At 64.8% G+C, this 17,413-nt stretch carries 10 protein-coding genes and 1 pseudogene; 7 read left to right on the top strand and 4 right to left on the bottom strand.

The window, feature by feature from the left end; genetic code table 11:
* Positions 1 to 27: 27 nt before the first annotated feature.
* From ACQ4WQ_RS13510 to ACQ4WQ_RS13480, 7 genes and pseudogenes are all read left to right on the top strand, one after another.
* Positions 28 to 1,353 (top strand): annotated as a pseudogene (locus ACQ4WQ_RS13510) (type IV pilus secretin PilQ); the annotation flags it as partial.
* 121 nt (positions 1,354 to 1,474) lie between these two features.
* Entirely contained in the window at positions 1,475 to 3,646 is a 2,172-nt protein-coding gene (locus tag ACQ4WQ_RS13505; RefSeq protein WP_436497741.1) for an Ig-like domain-containing protein, read from the top strand.
* Between the two features lie 39 nt (positions 3,647 to 3,685).
* Positions 3,686 to 5,305: a bifunctional shikimate kinase/3-dehydroquinate synthase AroKB gene (aroKB, locus tag ACQ4WQ_RS13500; RefSeq protein WP_436497739.1), complete on the top strand. Its 1,620-nt coding sequence runs from the start codon at positions 3,686 to 3,688 to the stop codon at positions 5,303 to 5,305.
* 1 nt (position 5,306) lies between these two features.
* Positions 5,307 to 6,443 (top strand): deoxyguanosinetriphosphate triphosphohydrolase, encoded by a 1,137-nt coding sequence (locus tag ACQ4WQ_RS13495; protein WP_326455952.1) that lies wholly within the window; start codon positions 5,307 to 5,309, stop codon positions 6,441 to 6,443.
* Between the two features lie 378 nt (positions 6,444 to 6,821).
* Entirely contained in the window at positions 6,822 to 7,532 is a 711-nt protein-coding gene (dsrO, locus tag ACQ4WQ_RS13490; protein ID WP_326455953.1) for a sulfate reduction electron transfer complex DsrMKJOP subunit DsrO, read from the top strand.
* 3 nt (positions 7,533 to 7,535) lie between these two features.
* Positions 7,536 to 8,648, top strand: coding sequence for an NrfD/PsrC family molybdoenzyme membrane anchor subunit (gene nrfD, locus ACQ4WQ_RS13485; RefSeq protein WP_436497737.1), 1,113 nt, complete (start codon positions 7,536 to 7,538; stop codon positions 8,646 to 8,648).
* Between the two features lie 10 nt (positions 8,649 to 8,658).
* On the top strand, positions 8,659 to 11,880 hold the full coding sequence (locus ACQ4WQ_RS13480; RefSeq protein ID WP_436497735.1) for a molybdopterin dinucleotide binding domain-containing protein: 3,222 nt from the start codon (positions 8,659 to 8,661) through the stop codon (positions 11,878 to 11,880).
* On the opposite strand, the gene ACQ4WQ_RS13475 is transcribed toward ACQ4WQ_RS13480, so the two are convergent.
* Genes ACQ4WQ_RS13475 through ACQ4WQ_RS13460 form a run of 4 tightly spaced genes read right to left on the bottom strand, consistent with a single transcriptional unit; the run spans position 11,877 to position 17,400 of the window.
* The gene (locus tag ACQ4WQ_RS13475; RefSeq protein WP_326455956.1) at positions 11,877 to 12,500 is read right to left on the bottom strand and encodes a response regulator transcription factor; all 624 of its coding nucleotides are present in this window, start codon (positions 12,498 to 12,500) and stop codon (positions 11,877 to 11,879) included. The two genes, ACQ4WQ_RS13480 and ACQ4WQ_RS13475, sit on opposite strands and share 4 nt — an antisense overlap.
* Positions 12,497 to 14,302 carry a sensor histidine kinase gene (locus ACQ4WQ_RS13470; protein ID WP_436497732.1) on the bottom strand — a complete coding sequence of 602 codons (1,806 nt, stop codon included), beginning with the start codon at positions 14,300 to 14,302 and terminating at the stop codon, positions 12,497 to 12,499. The genes ACQ4WQ_RS13475 and ACQ4WQ_RS13470 overlap by 4 nt, the downstream gene beginning before the upstream one ends.
* A complete protein-coding gene (gene mutY / locus ACQ4WQ_RS13465) occupies positions 14,302 to 15,465 on the bottom strand; it encodes an A/G-specific adenine glycosylase (RefSeq protein ID WP_436497730.1) in 1,164 nt (387 codons plus the stop codon). Before mutY ends, ACQ4WQ_RS13470 begins: the two co-directional genes overlap by 1 nt.
* Positions 15,466 to 15,498: 33 nt before the next feature.
* On the bottom strand, positions 15,499 to 17,400 hold the full coding sequence (locus tag ACQ4WQ_RS13460; RefSeq protein ID WP_436497728.1) for a dynamin family protein: 1,902 nt from the start codon (positions 17,398 to 17,400) through the stop codon (positions 15,499 to 15,501).
* Between the last annotated feature and the right edge of the window lie 13 nt (positions 17,401 to 17,413).

Here is a 17,413-nt window from a genome sequence, read left to right as displayed (position 1 = left end):
GTGGTGCAGGTGTCGGCGCCGCGTCTGTATGCGGGCGACAAAATCTCCGTCGATTTCCAGAACGTGGGCGTGCGCGCCGCCCTGCACATCCTGGCCGATGCGTCCGGGCAAAACATCATCGCCAGCGACAGCGTGGCGGGCAATGTGACCCTGCGCCTGCGCGACTTGCCGTGGGACCAGGCGCTCGACGTGCTGCTGCAGGCCAAGGGCCTGGACATGCGGCGCAATGGCAGCGTGCTGTGGATTGCGCCGCGTGAGGAAATCCTCGCGCGCGAAAAACTGGAGCTTGAAACGCGCGCGCAGATCGCGGAACTGGAACCCCTGCAATCAGCCATCTTCCAGCTCAATTACCAGAAGGCCGAGGCGTTCCGCACCGTGTTCGGCCTGGACGCGGGGGAAGGGCGCAGCCGGCTGCTGTCGCGCCGTGGCAGCGTGCTGATCGAGCCGCGCACGAATCAGCTGTTTGTCACCGATGTGCCGGCGCGCCTGGAACAGATCCGGCAACTGATCGACAAGACGGATATTCCGACCCGACAAGTCATGATCGAGGCGCGCATCGTCGAGGCGAACGACAGCTTCAGCCGCAACCTGGGCGCGCGCCTCGGTTTTACGGACCAGCGCCTGGCGGCGGGGCAGGTGCCCGGGTTTTCGCTGGGCGGCAGCGGACGCCGCGCGGCCATCGGCGGCACGTATCAGGGCGTGGGCGAGGCGACGGGGCAAACGGTGGCGGGCACCGGCGCCTTCGTGCCGAACACGCAATTCGTCAACTTGCCGGCCGCCAGCATCAATGGCTTGCCGCCGGCCAGCTTCGCCCTGAGCCTGTTTTCGGCGGCCGCCAACCGTTTTCTGAACCTGGAGTTGTCCGCGCTGGAAGCCGATGGCAGGGGCAAGATCATTTCCAGCCCCCGCGTGGTGACGGCCGACAAGGTGCTGGCGCTGATCGAGCAGGGCATCGAACTGCCGTACCAGGTGGCCACCAGCAGCGGCGCCACGTCGATCACGTTTCGCAAGGCGAACCTGCGCCTGGAAGTGACGCCGCAAATCACGCCGGACGGCAACGTGGTGCTGGAAGTGGACGTCAACAAGGATAGCGTGGGCCAGGAAACCCGCTCCGGTTTCGCCATCGACACCAAGCACGTGCGCACGCAAGTGATGGTGGAAGACGGCGGAACCGTGGTGCTGGGCGGTATTTATCAGCAATCCGAACGGGGCACGGACAGCAAGGTGCCGCTGCTGGGCGACATCCCCGTACTCGGTGTTTTTTTCCGCAGCACAGGCCGCAGTCAAGAAAAAACGGAACTGATGGTGTTTATTACGCCGAAAATAGTGGCAGATCAGCCAGCAACACGTTAATGTCACATCTTTACGTTTAAGTAACAATGCAAACGAAAGCGGACTGATGGCGACTATGCGGAATTTTTCTTTTGGCAATACTTCTTGGACTGGAGTATCGAATTGGCTGGTTTTGCTGGTCATGAGCGCTGTACTGGCCGCCTGCGGCGGTGGCGGCGGCGATCCGACCCTGGGCGTCAAGGACGGCGCGAATGCCGGTGTCGGCAGTGTGGTACTGGTGGCTGGCGCAACGACGATTGTGGCATCGGGCGCGGATGGCACGGAAGTCGTGCTGACGGCTGTAGTGAAAAATCCCGCCAATAATGCCATGACAGGGCAGACGGTGACCTTCACGGCCAGTTCCGGCACCATCAGCAATACCAACCGCGTGACGGATGCCAATGGCACGGTGACGGAAAAACTCAGCGTGAAAGGCGACGCGAGCTTGCGCGACATCACGATCAAGGCCAGCAGCGGTGGCGTTGATTCGGCCCCGGTGGTCGTGAAAGTGGTGCCCGTCACTTCCGGTATCGCCAGCTTGCTGCTGACGTCTTCCGGCGGCAGCCTCGCTTCCTCGGGCGGTACCGCCGTCAACATGATCGCGTTTGTCAAAGACGCCAACAATGCCGTCGTGCCCAATGCCAGCGTGACCTTCAGCGCCGATTCGGGCGCTCTGGGCGCCACGAGTGTCACGACCAATGCTCAGGGACAGGCGCTGGTCAGCCTGAATACGGGGGGCGACGCCAGCTTGCGCACGATCAAGGTCACGGCCAGCGCCGGCGCGCAGACGGCCAGCACGGACGTCGGCGTCAGCGGTACCCGTCTGGTCATCAGTGCCTTTTCGACGGTGAACCTGAAGACGAGTACCGACATGGTGGTCAAGCTGGTCGATTCCAGCGGCAATCCCCTCGTGGGCAAGCCGGTGACATTCAGCGCCCGCAGCAATGCCATCACGGTCAAGGGCGGCGGCGCCAGTCCCGCATTGACTGACAACAACGGCCAGCTGGTGTTGAGCTACAACGCCCAGACGGGCAGCAGCGACAGCATCAGCGTCAAGGCGCAGGGTGACAGCGTTGTGTTGCCAGTTGCGATTAATGCATCGAATTTCACGATCAACGCCGTATCGGGCAGCAATGTTGCGTTAACGACCCTGAACACGAATACCTGTTATGCGGTGACGGTGCATAGCGATGTGGCTGGCGTGCCACAAACAGGCAATGTGCGTTTCAGCACGTCGCGCGGCGCCATTTACCAGGACGCTGCCTGCGGCACGCCATTGCAGGCACCGCTGGCGCTGACGGGCGGCAATGCCATCGCCTACGTAAAAGCCAGCGGCGCCGGCTTGACCGCACTGACGGCGAAGTACGAAGACAGCGGCGTCTCGGTGCAGTCGGAGGTGGAGTTCGTTGCGCCACTGACGGCCCAGGCCACGATCAGCCTGCAAGCCGACCCGGCGGTCATCGGCGCCAACACGGCCGGCAGCACGGCGCAGCGCAGCGCCTTGCGTGCCATCGTGCGCGATGGCACGGCGGAAAACAACCTGGTCAAGAATGCGCAGGTGAGCTTCTCGATCCAGGCCGATGCCAGCAACGGCTCCCTGAGTTCACCGTCGCTGGTCACCACCGACAGCGATGGCGTGGCCACGGTCAGCTATATCGCGGGGCAGGGCACCACTGGTGTCGACGGTGTCGTTGTCAAGGCGCAACTGCAAGGCGTGTCGAGCAATGCCGCCACGGTCAAGCTGACGGTGACGAAAAAATCGTTGTTCATCAGCGCCGGCAGCGGCAACGTGCTCGACGCCTCCGACAGCAGCACCTACCGCAAGATGTATAGTGTGTTTGTGACGGATGCCGCCGGTAATCCCGTGCCGGACGTGATCATCACGGCCGCTGCCTGGCCCCGTTATTATTACAAGGGTTATTTGCAATATTCCCTGGTTGCCCAGTCGTGGATAGTCGTCCGGACAGCGAACGCATGTGACAATGAAGACAGGGACCGCACTGGCACCTTCAATCCGAATAACGACCTTAACCTGAATGGTCGTCTCGACCCGGGCATTCCGCTCAATCTGTCGACCGGCGGCAAGACGGACAGCTCGGGAACGGCGGTCGTCACCTTGACTTATCCGCGCGACAGAGCGAACTGGCTGGACGTCGAATTGACGATTCGGGGCAATAGTTCCGGGACGGAGGCAACTTATGTCGGTTACACTTTGCTTCCGGGGCTCGCTACGGACTTTAACCGCGTGGATGTTTCCCCTCCAGGCGTCATTAGTCCGTATGGGCAAGCCACTGATTGTCGTAATCCAAATTAACTGTCGCAGCACATGCAAAATCTGTTTTTAGTAGGCCTCATGGGCGCAGGCAAAACCACGATCGGGCGCATCCTGGCCCGCAAGCTGGGCTTGCGCTTTGTCGATTCCGACCACGAAATCGAGGCACGCACGGGAGCGACCATCCCGTGGATCTTCGAGATCGAGGGCGAGGCCAGCTTTCGCCGGCGCGAGGCCGAGGTCATCCGCGACCTGAGCGCCCAGGAAGGCATCGTCATGGCCACCGGCGGCGGGGCGATCCTCAACGCCGACAGCCGCGCCTACCTGAAGGAACGGGGCACGGTCGTCTACCTGCGCGCCAGCGTCAGCAACATCCTCGCGCGCACCAGCCACGACAAGAACCGCCCCCTGCTGCAGACGGCCGACCCGCGCCGCAAGCTGGAAGAATTGACGGCGCAACGCGAGCCCCATTACATGGAAGTGGCCGACATTGTGATCGACACGGGCCGTCCTAACGTACAATCGATGGTTCAGACCATCCTGATGCAGCTGGCCAGCCTCGAGTGCGAGGCCTCTCCCAACTGCGTCATTCATGCAGAGCCTTCGATGAACGAGCAATCCAAAATGTTGTTGAGCGTAGACCTCGACGAACGCAGTTATCCGATCGCCATCGGTCCCGGCCTGCTGGCCGACGCCGATGCGCTGCTGCGCCATATCAGCGGCCACAAGGTGGCCATCGTCACCAATACCACCGTCGCGCCCCTGTATCTGGGCCGGCTGCAGGCGGCGCTGGCCAGCGATGGCCGCGAAGTGATCTGCATCGTCCTGCCGGACGGCGAAGAATATAAAAACTGGGCCAGCCTGATGCAGATCTTCGATGCGCTGCTGGCCAATAAATGCGACCGCAAGACCACCCTGGTGGCGCTGGGCGGCGGCGTGATCGGCGACCTGACCGGCTATGCGGCGGCCAGCTACATGCGCGGCATCGGCTTCGTGCAGGTGCCGACCACCCTGCTGGCGCAGGTCGATTCCTCCGTCGGCGGCAAGACGGGCATCAACCACCCGCTGGGCAAGAACATGATCGGCGCCTTCTACCAGCCGCGCGCCGTGATCGCCGACACCTCGACCCTGGAAACCCTGCCGGCGCGCGAGCTGTCGGCCGGCCTGGCCGAAGTGATCAAGCATGGCGCCATCATCGACGCGGCGTTTTTCGACTGGATCGAGGCGAACATGGCCAAGCTGATGGCGCGCGACAAGGGGGCGCTCGCCTATGCGATCGCCCGCTCGTGCGAAATCAAGGCCGACGTGGTGCGCCAGGACGAGCGCGAAGGCGGCTTGCGCGCCATCCTGAACTTCGGCCACACCTTCGGCCACGCCATCGAGGCGGGCCTCGGCTACGGCCACTGGCTGCACGGCGAAGCCGTCGGCTGCGGCATGGTGATGGCGGCCGACCTGTCGTGCCGCATGGGCTATATCGACCAGGCGGCCGTCGAGCGCGTGCGCAAACTCGTCGCCGCCGCTGGCCTGCCCGTCAAGGCGCCGGACCTCGGCGTCGAGCGCTGGCTGGAACTGATGGAGGTGGACAAGAAGAACGAGGGCGGCGCCATCAAGTTCATCCTCTTGAAACCGTTGGGCAGCCCGTGCATCACGTCCGCACCGCACGAACTGGTGCTCGCCACCCTGGCCGCCGGAGTGCAATAACATGCTGCCAGAAGACTTCCTCGCCCCGTATGCGGCCCACTCGGCACAGGGGCAGGGACGTCGCTTTGCCGAGGCGCCGCACGCCTCGCGCAGCCAGTTCCAGCGCGACCGCGACCGCATCATCCATTCCTCGGCCTTTCGCCGCCTCGAATACAAGACCCAGGTTTTCCTCAATCACGAGGGAGACCTGTTCCGCACGCGCCTGACGCACAGCCTGGAAGTGGCGCAGGTCGGCCGCTCCATTGCGCGCAACCTGCGCCTGAACGAAGACCTGGTCGAAGCCATCGCGCTCGCGCATGACCTGGGCCACACGCCGTTCGGCCACGTGGGCCAGGACGTGCTCAACGAGTGCATGCAGGCGCACGGCGGTTTCGAGCACAACCTGCAAAGCCTGCGCGTGGTCGACACGCTGGAAGAACACTACGGCGCCTTCGACGGCTTGAACCTGATGTTCGAGACGCGCGAAGGCATATTAAAACACTGCTCGCTCGCGCATGCGCGCGAACTCGGTCCCGTGGCGCAGCGCTTCATCGACCGCACGCAACCGACGCTGGAAGCGCAGCTGACCAACCTGGCCGATGAAATCGCCTACAACAGCCACGATATCGACGATGGCCTGCGTTCGGGCCTGATCACCATCGCGCAGCTGGAAGAGGTGGCATTCTTCGGCCGCCTGTGGCGCGACGTGCAGCAGGCGTTTCCCGGCCTGTCGGGCCGGCGCGCCATCTACGAAACCCTGCGCCGCCTGATCACGGCCCTGGCCGACGACCTGATCGTCACCTCGAACGCGCTGATCCTCGACGCCGCGCCGCGCGACGTCAGCGAAGTGCGCGCCAGTCCACCGCTGATCCGTTTCTCGGACGCCATGCGCAAGGATGCGACGGAGCTGAAGCGCTTCCTGCGCGCGAACCTGTACCGTCACTACCAGGTCAACCGCATGCGCGTCAAAGCGAGCCGCATCGTGCGCGAACTGTACGACAGCTTCATGGCCGAACCGGCCCTGCTGCCGCCCGATTATCAGGTCAACGGCGATGATGTGACCAAGCAGGCGCGCAAGATCGCCGACTACATCGCCGGCATGACGGACCGCTACGCGATCCGCGAGCACCGCAGGTTGTATTCTTTGGATGAGTTGTAGGTCGGGTTAGCCGGAACGGCGTAACCCGACACCACCACCATCCCTGCCGACAAGGTTGTCGGATTACGCGCTGGCGCGCCTCGGCGGCCCCGCTAATCCGACCTACTCCTGCATCGCCGGCATGACGGACCGCTACGCGGTCGCGAGCACCGCCGCTTGTATTCTCCGGATGCCTTGTAGGTCGGATTAGGCCGCAGGCCGTAATCCGACAGCATCGTTGGCGGTCCGCCGGTCCGGCCTACTCCGCATTGTCGATCCTGTCAATCGGCATGATCATCTAGGCCTCCGCACGATCACCCCAATACCCCCGCAGCGCCTTCTTTTCTATCATGGCAGCAAGTCAACAAGGGCTTGCCGCCCATCGTCAAGGAGAGTGTCATGATCGAATCGCGCCGCAGTTTCTTGCGCGCCTTGCCCGCCGTAACCATCGGTGCGGCCATCGCGCCGCTGCCCGGCAAGGCCGCCATCAGGGGCGAGGGCGGCCAGCGCTGGGCGATGGTCGTCGACGTGCAGAAATGCATCGGCTGCCAGGCGTGCACGGTCTCCTGCATCATGGAAAACGCCGTGCCGGAGAACAGCTTCCGCACCGTCGTCTCGACCTATGAAGTCAAGGAAGAGAACCGCTGCGGCACCTACATGCTGCCGCGCCTGTGCAACCACTGCGCCAATCCTCCCTGCATCCCCGTCTGTCCCGTGGGCGCCACCTTTCAGCGCAAGGATGGCGTCGTCGTCGTCGACGGCGACCGCTGCGTGGGCTGCGCCTACTGCGTGCAGGCTTGCCCTTACGACGCGCGCTTCATCAACCACGAGACGGGCAAGGCCGACAAGTGCACGTTCTGCGCGCACCGCGTCGACGAAGGCTTGCTGCCGGCCTGCGTGGAAACCTGCGTGGGCGGCGCGCGCATCTTCGGCGACCTCAATGATCCGGACAGCATGGTGCACCAGCTGCTGACCGAGAACAAGGTGAAGGTGCTGAAACCCGAGCAAGGCACCCAGCCCCACGTGTTCTATCTGGGACTGGACACGCGCTTCGCCGGCCACGTCGAGGGCGAAGCGACACTTTGGCAACCGAGCAAACACGGGAAATAAACCATGGACAGCCACATCACCGAAATTGTCAACGTCACGCGCGAAGCGGCATGGCTGCCGTGGGCGGTGCAGTATTTTTTCCTCATCGGCCTCAGTTATGGCAGCTTCATGCTGACCTTGCCGTACTTCGTCTTCGGCCGCAAGGCGTATGAACGCCTGGGGCGCATCGCGCTGCTGGCGTCCCTCGTCTGCGGCATGACGGCGCCCGTGGCGCTGCTGGCGGACCTGCACGGGCCGGGCCGCTTCTACCATTTCTATATTTACTTCCAGCCGCAGTCGTGGATGTCGTGGGGCGCGTTCTTCATTCCCCTGTATCTGGGCTGTCTGATGCTGTACGCGTGGCTGGCGCTGCGCGGGGACTTCGCCACGCGGGGGCAGGGTCAGGACCGTCTGGCCTTTGCCTATCGCCTGCTGGGACGTGGCGGCGCCGCATCGCGCAAGGCCATCGTCGCCGCCGCCGCCTTCACCCTGCTCGCCGCCTTTGTCGTCGGTCTGTACACGGGCATGGAAGTGATGGTGGTGCGCGCCCGTCCCCTGTGGTTCACGCCTTTCCTGCCGGCGCAATTTGCCGCCACGGCCTTTGTCGGGGCGGTGGGCATGGCGCTGCTGTTCAACCGTTTCCTGCCGGGCCGCGACATGGCGCTGGAAGTGTCCTTGAACCGCGCGCTGGCCCTGTCGCTGGCGCTGGTGCTGGCGCTGGGCGGCGGCTGGCTGTTCGTCAGCCTGTCCGGCGTGAGCGCCAGTCACAGCATGGCCTTTACCCAGGTGGCGGGCATGCCGCAATGGCAGTTCACGGCCGTATGGGCCGTGCTGTCGTCCATCGTGCCGATGGCCCTGGCCATCTGGCGCCCGGCCAGCAGTGGTCTCGTCAACGGCCTGATCGCGCTGCACAGCGCCTGGATGATGCGCTGGACGATCTTCATCGGCGGCCAGAACATCCCGAAGACGGGCGCGGGCCTGTACGACTACCACCTGCCGATGGGGAACGATGGCTTGATGGGGATTATCGGCACGGCCGGCCTGTGGATCGCACTGCTGTTGCTGATGCTGGAATTTTTGCCATGGGCTGGACGCGTCGTCGCTGCACGCAGCCGTCCCGCCATGGCCACGCACTGAGGAGTCAACAATGAACGATCAAATACACAACGATGACCGTAACGACGTCCCTGAAGACGAAAAAGAAAAACGCCGCAAGCTGCTGCGCTACGGCGCCATCGGCGGCGGGCTGGCCGCCTTTGCCGCCAGCTTTTCCACCACGGCCGGCCGCATGGTCGACCACGCGCTGGGCAAGGACAAGCCCGTGCAGAAACTGCACGGCAATTCCCTGCCGCCCGAGTTTTCCGTCGCCACGGCCACAGGAAAATTGACGGTCAATCCCGACCAGCAGGTCAGCTACACCATGTGCATGGGCTGCACCACGTTTTGCGGCGTGCGCGTGCGCCTCGATAAAAAAAGCGGCAAGGTACTGCGCGTGGCGGGCAATCCGTACAGCCCCCTGTCGGCTGATCCGGCGCTGCCGTACCAGACCCCGATACGCGACAGCTTTGTGTCGCTGTCGCGCTTCCAGGAAAAGGGCTTGAAGGGACGTTCCACCGCTTGCGGCCGCGGCAACGGCGTGCTGGAACAGATGGAGTCGCCGTTCCGCGTGCTGGCGCCCATGAAGCGCGTGGGACCGCGCGGCGGCGGTCAGTGGGAACCGATCGCCTTCGACCAATTGGTGAAGGAAGTGACGGAAGGCGGAGACCTGTTTGGCGAAGGCCACGTGCAGGGCTTGCGCGCCTTGCGCGAGCTGGAAAAACCGATCGACCCGGCGCAGCCGGAACTGGGTCCGCAAGTCAATCAGGTGGGCCTGATGTGCAGCACCGACGATGGCCGCCTGGCGTTCGGCACGCGCTTTTTCAAGCAGTCGTACGGCAGTTTGAACCTGGTCAATCACGGCTCGTATTGCGGCGGCGCCTACCGCAGCGGTTCGGGCGCCATGTTCGGCGACATGAAGAAAATGCCGCATGCGAAAGTGGACCTGGAAAACACGGAGTTCTGCATTTTCGTCGGCACGGCGCCGGGCAATGCGGGCAACCCGTTCAAGCGGCAGGGCACGCTGATCGCCAAGGCCCGCTCGGGCAAGCGCGAATTCAGCTACGTCGTCGTCGACCCCGTGCTGACGAACGCGGACAGCCTGGCCGCGGGAGACCGCAGCCGCTGGGTGCCGATCAAGCCGGGCACGGATGGCGCGCTGGCCATGGCCATGATCCGCTGGATCATCGAACATGAACGCTATGACCGCAACTTCCTCGTGCAGCCGAACCTGAAGGTGGCGGAAGCGGCGTGCGAAGCCGCCTGGTGCAACGCCACGCACCTGATCATCAGCGAGAAGGGCCATCCGCGCGATGGCCGCTACCTGCGCGCATCGGACATCGGCGCGGTGGAACTGCCGGAAGAAGAGCGCTACAAGGATGGCGACGCGTTCTGCGTGATCGACGCGGCCACGCAAGCGATCGTGCCGCACAATGCCGCCAAGGGCGAAGCGCGCCTGTTCTTCGACGGCCCGATGGACGTGGCTGGCGCGCCGCTGCACCTGAAGACGGCCATGACGATGCTGAACGAAGAAGCGCAGCGCCACAGCATGGACGAGTATTCGGCTGCCTGCGGCATCCCCCGCGACATCATCGAAGGCCTGGCGCAGGAACTCACCAGCCACGGCAAGCGCGCCGCTGTCAATGCGCACGGCGGCATGATGTCGGGCGCCGGCTTTTATAACGCGTACGCGCTGGTCATGCTCAACACCCTGATCGGCAACTTGAACCGCAAGGGCGGGACTCTTGTCAACGGCGGCAGCTTCAAGGATGCGGGTCCCGGCCCGCGCTATAACCTTGAGAGTTTTGACGGCGAGATCAAGGCGGCCGGCATGCCGATCGGGCGCAATGTGCCGTATGAAAAAACCTCGGAATTCAAGCTGAAGAAGGAAGCGGGCAAGGCGTATCCGGCGAAGGCGCCGTGGTACCCGAACGCGCCCGCGCTGGCGACCGAATGGCTCACCAGCGCCATGAACGGCTATCCGTACACCTTGAAGGCGCTGATCCTGTGGAGCTGCAATCCCGTCTACGGCATCACGGGCTTGCGCGCGCAGATCGGCAAGGAGCTGGCCGATCCGAAGAAGATTCCTCTGATCGTCGCCATCGACCCCTTCATCAATGAAAGCTCGGCGTTTGCCGACTACCTGCTGCCCGATACCCTGCTGTACGAAAGCTGGGGCTGGGCCGGCGCCTGGGGCGGCATGCCCGTCAAAATGAGCACGGCGCGCTGGCCCGTGGTCGAACCGCGCGTGCAGAAAACGCCGGACGGCCAGACCATCTGCATGGAATCGTTCTTCATCGCGCTGGCGAAAACGATGGCCTTGCCCGGCTTCGGCCCGGACGCCTTGCAGGACATGGATGGCCAGCGCTTCCCCTTGCAGCGCGCGGAAGACTGGTATCTGCGGGGCGGCGCCAACATCGCCTGGCAAGGCAAGACGGCCGTGCCGGAGGCGAGCGACGACGACATCGAACTGTCCGGCGTGGCGCGCATCCGCCCCGAACTGGAGCGCACCCTGAAGCCGGAAGAGTGGCGCAAGGTGGCCTTCATGCTGGCGCGGGGAGGGCGCTACCAGAGCTATGGCGAGATGTTCGGCCTGCGCCTGCCGCCGCCGGCGAATCCCAAGGCGCCGGCGGCGCCAGTCCCGGTGGCCGACGAGGCGCCGTATCCGCAGGACTGGTCCACGCACCGCTACCTGAAGCCGATGATGCTGTACAACGAGGGTCTGGGTGTGAGCAAGAATAGCCTGAGCGGCAAGCGTTTTCCCGGCACTCCCGCCTGGAGAGTGGCGGCGTTTGCCGACGGCACGCCTGTGCGCAAGGCTTATCCGGCCAGCGAATGGCCGTTCGAGTTGATCAGCTTTAAGTCGGCGCTGCAGAACTCGTACAGCATCGGTGCGCGGCGCTTGCGCGGCATCCATCCGGACAACCCCGTCGCCGTGCATCCCGACGATGCGGCGCGCCTGAAGCTGGAAAATGGCGACCAGATTTATCTGGAGACGCCGGGCGGCAAGGCCAGGGCCACGGTGATGCTGCGCCACGGCGTGCAGCGCGGCGTGATCGCCGTCGAACACGGTTTCGGCCACAAGGAGCACGGCGCGCGCGCCCACCGCATCGGCAAGCTGGGCCAGCCCGACGAACCGGCCATCGGCGCGGGCATCAACCTGAACGACCTGGGATTGACGGACCCGAGCCGCGGCGACAAGAACGTGTTCGTCGATCCAGTCTCGGGCACGTCGGTGCGGCAGGGGCTGCCGGCGCGCATCGTGCGGGCTTAAATCTGTCCACTCGCCATCAGCAGCCGGGCCACCTCGGCTGCTGAATGCAGGCCCAGTTTTTCCATCGTGTTATGGCGGTGCACCTGCACCGTCTTGTCGCTGATACCGAGCTCGCGGGCGATGACTTTCGACGCCTTGCCTTCGGCCATCAGCAGCGCCACTTCGCGCTCGCGCGCGGTGAGTCTGGCCAGCGCCGATTGCGCCGTATTCGCGCTGGCGGCGCTGCGGCTTTCTTCCACGCTGCGGGCCACGGCACGCGAGACGGCGTCCAGCAGCACCTGGTCCTTGCACGGCTTTTCCAGAAAATCGCAGGCGCCCGCCTTCATCGTCTGCACGGCCATGGCCAGGTCGCCGTGGCCGCTGAGGAAGATCACGGGCAGCGATATGGCGTGTCCGGTCCTGTTATTCAACTCCTGCTGCAGTTCCAGCCCGCTCATCAGGGGCATGCGCACGTCGAGCAGCAGGCAGCCCGGTACATGGCCCTCGTAGCGCTGCAGGAAATCGCGCGCCGACTCGAACGTCTGCACTTGCCAGCCGGCCGAATCGAACAGATAGGCCAGCGAGCGGCGCATGGCGGCGTCGTCGTCGACGACAAAGATGATCGCATCGCTTTCATTCATGGTGTTTCCTCTTGTGTTTCCTGATGTGCTTCCATGCCGCCATCTTCGGGCAGGCGGAACCAGACCGTCAAGCCTGGCGCATCGGCGTTGGCGTGCGCCGACAGGCTGCCGCCGAACGACTCGATGATGCTTTTGCTGAGCGACATGCCCAGGCCCAGGCCTTCGGCCTTGGTGGTAAAGAAGGGCTCGAACAGGCGCGCCATCTGCGCCGCATCGAGGCCGCAGCCGGCGTCGCGCACGGCCACCGTGCAGGCGCCGTTTTCGCGGTGCAGCAGCACGCCGATCGGGTGCTGCTGCTGGTCGTTTTCCACCTGCGCGTCGAGCGCATTTTTCAGTAAATTGAGCAGCACCTGCTGCACTTGCTGCGGGTCGGCCAGCACGCGTGGTACCGCGCTGGCCGCCTCGTGGCGCCAGCTGATATTGGCTTGCGGATGGGCCGCGCGGAACAGCGATATCGCTTGCTCCACGGCGTCGGCCAGCGCGAAGGCCGTGCTGTGCGCGGGACGCTTTTGCGCCATCGCGCGGATGTGCCGGATGATGGCGCCCGCGCGCTCGCTTTGCGTGGCGATTTCCTGCGCGCCGTCGAGCAGCGGCGCCGCATCGAGCCGTCCCGCCGCGATGCGGCGCGCCATGCCGCGCGCGAAATTGCCGATGGCCGCCAGCGGCTGGTTCAATTCGTGCGCGATGGCGCTGGCCATTTCGCCCAGGATGGCCAGGCGCGCCGTGTGGTCGAGCGTGGCCTGGCGCTGGCGCGCCTGTTCTTCCAGCGCGCGCTGCTGGTGCTGGGCGGCGCGCAATTGCTCCGTGCGCCGGCTGACCAGGTATTCCACGCGCACCGTATGCACGGCCCAGGCCACCAGCAAGGCCAGCACCAGCAGCATCCAGCCCCAGTAGCGGCGCAGGGCCGTCTCGAACGTCAGCTTGTTCAAATAAGCGTAGGGGCCGATGCGCAGTTCGCGGAACAGTTCGTCGACGATCTGGTAATCGCTGGGCACCGTCCAGCTGTGGCCTTCCTCGGTGCGCGGCATGGCCAGCAGCGCTTGCGCCACTTTTTTCGCCAGCGCGGACGGCGTCTGGCGCAGGGCCACGAAGGGCCAGTCCGGATACAGCCGCGACGAACTGGCGCAGCGAAAACCGGGAATCGGACGCGTGGTGATGACGCGCAGTTCCTCGGCCCGCACTTCGCCGCGCGCCACCATCTGTTCCAGCAAACAGGTGCGCACGATGCCGGCATCCATGCGGCCCGCCCGCACGGCCTCGACGATCTGCTGCGAGGGAAAGCCGCTGTAGCGCAGGCTGGCAAAATCGTGCGCGGGATCGATGCCCGCTTCCTGCAGTTCGCGCGCGGCGATCTGGTAGCCGCCAAACGCGTCGGGCGCCACCGCCATCACGTTCTTGCCCGCCAGGTCGGCCAGGTCGTGCAGCGGCGACGCGTTGCGCACGACGATGGCCGAGCCGATGGCCTGGCGCGGCGAGTCCGTCCACGGCGATTCGAGCGTGGCGATGCGGCTGGCGCCGTCGCTGTGTTCGAGCGCCACGTAATGGCCGCTGCTGGTGATGGCAAAGGCAATGGCCTGCGACTGCACGGCGCGCGTCAGGCCCGCCTGGTCGTAGTCGGCCAATGTAAAACGGATGCCGGGGATGCTGGCCTGCAGGTGGCGCGTCACGTACGACCAGTCCTGCTGCACGGCGTCGCCGCCCTTGTACGCGAGCACGCCAATTCTTACTTCTGGCAAGTCATCCGCCGCCTGGGCGCCGTGCAGACACAGCGCCGTCAGCGCGAACAGTAAAAAACGCCGCACTAGAACATGCTGCGCTGCGCCGAACGCGCATCGCCGAACAGGTCCAGCAGCAGTTTCTTGATCGGTGCGGGCAGCGGCGCGTCGGCGATGTTCGCGCCATCGTACCAGACGTGCGTGGCTTCCCCGGCCAGCGCCAAACGGCGCGCCAGGGTGATGCGGCAGGGGACGATGTGCAGCTTGTAGTGGGTAAACACGTGCACGATGGGCAGCAGTCGTTCCTGGGACTCGATTTCGCCGAACGGCGCCACGGCGCGCGCCAGCGCCTCCTGGCTTATCTCGCGCGGTGCGACTTCATCGGCCAGCACGTGGCCATCGAGTTCGGGCAAGGACAGCAAGCCGCCCCAGATGCCCGAGCCGGGGCGCTGTTCCAGCAGCACCTGGCCGTCGTCGATGATGGCCAGCATGACCGCGTGTTTTTCGGGGCTGGTTTTCTTCGGCTTGCGTACCGGCAGATCCTTGGTGCGCCCGGTGGCGTAGGCCACGCAGCGCGGTTGCAGCGGGCAGCGGCCGCAATCGGGGCTGCTGCGCGTGCACAGGGTGGCGCCGAAGTCCATCAGGCCCTGCGTGTAGGGTTCGATGCCCGTCTCTGGCAGCAGCGCTTCGGCGCGGCGCCACATGGCTTCCTCGACCCGTTTTTCGCCGGGATAGGCATCGATGCCGAAGGTGCGCGCGAAGACGCGCTTGACGTTGCCGTCCATGATGGCCGCGCGGGTGCCGCTGGAAAACGCGGAGATGGCGGCGGCCGTCGAGCGGCCGATGCCGGGCAGGTCGGCCAGTAGCAGCGGGTCGCTGGGGAACACGCCGTCATATTCGGCCACCACGCGCTGCGCGCACTTGTGCAGGTTGCGCGCCCGCGTGTAGTAACCGAGGCCGCTCCACTGCGCCATCACGTCTTCCACCGGGGCTGCGGCCAAATCGCGCAGGGTGGGGAAGCGTTCGAGGAAGCGCGCGTAGTAAGCGAGTACGGCGGTGACCTGCGTTTGCTGCAGCATGATTTCGGACAGCCAGATCAGATAGGCGTCGCGCGTGTTTTGCCACGGCAGCGCGTGGCGGCCATGCTGCTTTTGCCAGGCGATGACGGTGGCGGAAAAAGTCGGGTCGACGTAATCTTCCAAAGGTGCCGCGCCCGTGGCGGGCGAGAGCGGATGCAGCAGACGTTTCATGCAGGGTTCCAGTGTTCTGTGGTGTGATGTGGCTCAGCTTGCGCTGGCGGCGCGCAAGGCCGCCAGCAATTGCGCCAGCTGCGCCTTGTCGCGTTCGAGCGCCGCCAGGCTTGCTTCGAAGCCGGCGATTTTCTGTTCCAGGCTGCCCGTGGCGTCGTGGATGCGCTGGATCGAGGCAAAGCGCAGTTTCAGCTGTTCCTTGTACTCGACGATCTGCGCTTCGAGCGGCGCCATGATGACTTTCAGCCAGGCGCTGGCGTCGTCGTTGGCGTTGGTGAAACTGCGGCGCACGCGCGAGGCGATGGTGTCGAAGAATTTTTCCATCAGCACGACGCGGCTGGTGGTCAGCAGGGTCGCCGTGCCGAACTGCTTATGGTAGACGGCTTCGATGTCGGCGATCTCCTGGCGGTAGCGGGTCAGCGAAAACGGCATCGGCAAGGCCAGCGCCAGGCCATGTTCGGAAGCGAATTTGCGGTACATCACGTTCATCATTTCCGTGATCTCGGCCGTCTTGCGTTCCGAGCGGTCGAGGTTCTGGCCGATGCGCTCGAAATACTGGCGCACGGCTTCGCGCAGGCCCGTGAAAAAGCGGCTGCGCTGCATGGCGGCGCGCACGCCGTCGATATCGTCGCGCACGATGTCCATGCCCAGGCTTGTGTACAGTTCCGTCGACAGGCGGGTAAACACGGCGCGCGTCGCCTGCAGCTTGAACAGGCTGCTGTCGAATTCCTTCTTCTCGATGTCGATGCGCCGCATCATGTGGGCGATCACGCTCTGGTTCTTGCCGCGCAGGCTGTGCAGCTCGTGCAGCTGTTCGGCGATGCCGCGCGCGCGGGCCGCCGCCTGCACCTGCTGCGCCGCTTCGATGGCGTCCAGGTCGAATGCCAACTGGCGCCGGATGATGTCCTTGCGCGCGGGGATCAGCTCCTCGAACAGGGCCGTCTCCAGCGCCTGCAGGCGGCTTTTTTCCAGCAGCGCCGCATCGTGGTTGATCTTGCCTACCAGGGCCTTTTGCGCCGAGACGGGGAACACCTGGCCCGCGTCCAGCGTCAGCAGATGCGCCACGCTGGCCTGCTGGCGTTCGATGGCCTGCGCCACCTCGGCATCGCCGCGCAATTCGTCCCACATGCTGTCGATCTTGTTGAGCACCACCAGGCGCCCCGCACCGGCGCCGATATGGTTGCGCCACACTTCGATGTCGCTGCGCGTGACGCCCGTGTCGGCCGCCAAAATAAACAGCACCGCGTGCGCATTCGGAATCAGGTTCAATGTCAGTTCCGGTTCCGTGCCGATGGCGTTCAAGCCCGGCGTGTCGAGGATGACGAGGCCCTGTTTCAGCAGCGGATGGGGGAAGTTGATGATGGCGTGGCGCCACATGGAAATTTCCACCTGGCCGTCCTCGTCGAGCATGGCGGGGGCGTCCGCGTCGCCGGCGTCGTACAGGCCGTAGCGCGCCGCCTCTTCCACGCTGACTTTTTTCGTCAGGCTGACCTGGCGGATGGCTTCCTGCATGTCGTCGCCCGCTTCGATATTCAGGGGCAGGACGGTCCAGGCGGCAGGCAGCTCGCGGTAGTCGCTGGTCGACAGGTTCTGCGCGCGCGTCTCGATGGGCAGCAGCCGGATCGATGGCGGCCAGGCCGCATCGTACAGCAGCTCGGTCGGGCACATGGTGGTGCGGCCCGCGCCCGAGGGCAGGATGCGCTGGCCATAGCCGGCAAAGAAGATGGCGTTGATCAGCTCGGATTTGCCGCGCGAGAATTCCGCCACGAAGGCGACGGATAAACGGTCATCGAGCAGGCGGGAGCCACAGCGCGCCAGGCGCAGCGCGGAAGCGCCGTCGACCAGGCCCGCCGCGCTGGCGGCTTGCCGGTATGCCTGCAAGGCGGCCTGTACGTCCTGCCGCCATGCGCTGTATTGTTCCAGGTCTCTGACCATCTGGCTCCCTCTG

Source organism: Janthinobacterium goodfellowi, from assembly GCF_051380695.1.
Lineage (GTDB): Bacteria > Pseudomonadota > Gammaproteobacteria > Burkholderiales > Burkholderiaceae_D > Janthinobacterium.
This window is presented reverse-complemented; position numbering and strand designations above follow the sequence as displayed.

Coding starts and splice junctions, on each gene's coding strand:
- ACQ4WQ_RS13505 (WP_436497741.1), top strand. CDS start 1,475: ATGAGCGCTGTACTGGCCGCCTGCGGCGGTGGCGGCGGCGATCCGACC.
- aroKB (WP_436497739.1), top strand. CDS start 3,686: ATGGGCGCAGGCAAAACCACGATCGGGCGCATCCTGGCCCGCAAGCTG.
- ACQ4WQ_RS13495 (WP_326455952.1), top strand. CDS start 5,307: ATGCTGCCAGAAGACTTCCTCGCCCCGTATGCGGCCCACTCGGCACAG.
- dsrO (WP_326455953.1), top strand. CDS start 6,822: ATGATCGAATCGCGCCGCAGTTTCTTGCGCGCCTTGCCCGCCGTAACC.
- nrfD (WP_436497737.1), top strand. CDS start 7,536: ATGGACAGCCACATCACCGAAATTGTCAACGTCACGCGCGAAGCGGCA.
- ACQ4WQ_RS13480 (WP_436497735.1), top strand. CDS start 8,659: ATGAACGATCAAATACACAACGATGACCGTAACGACGTCCCTGAAGAC.
- ACQ4WQ_RS13475 (WP_326455956.1), bottom strand. CDS start 12,500: ATGAATGAAAGCGATGCGATCATCTTTGTCGTCGACGACGACGCCGCC.
- mutY (WP_436497730.1), bottom strand. CDS start 15,465: ATGAAACGTCTGCTGCATCCGCTCTCGCCCGCCACGGGCGCGGCACCT.
- ACQ4WQ_RS13460 (WP_436497728.1), bottom strand. CDS start 17,400: ATGGTCAGAGACCTGGAACAATACAGCGCATGGCGGCAGGACGTACAG.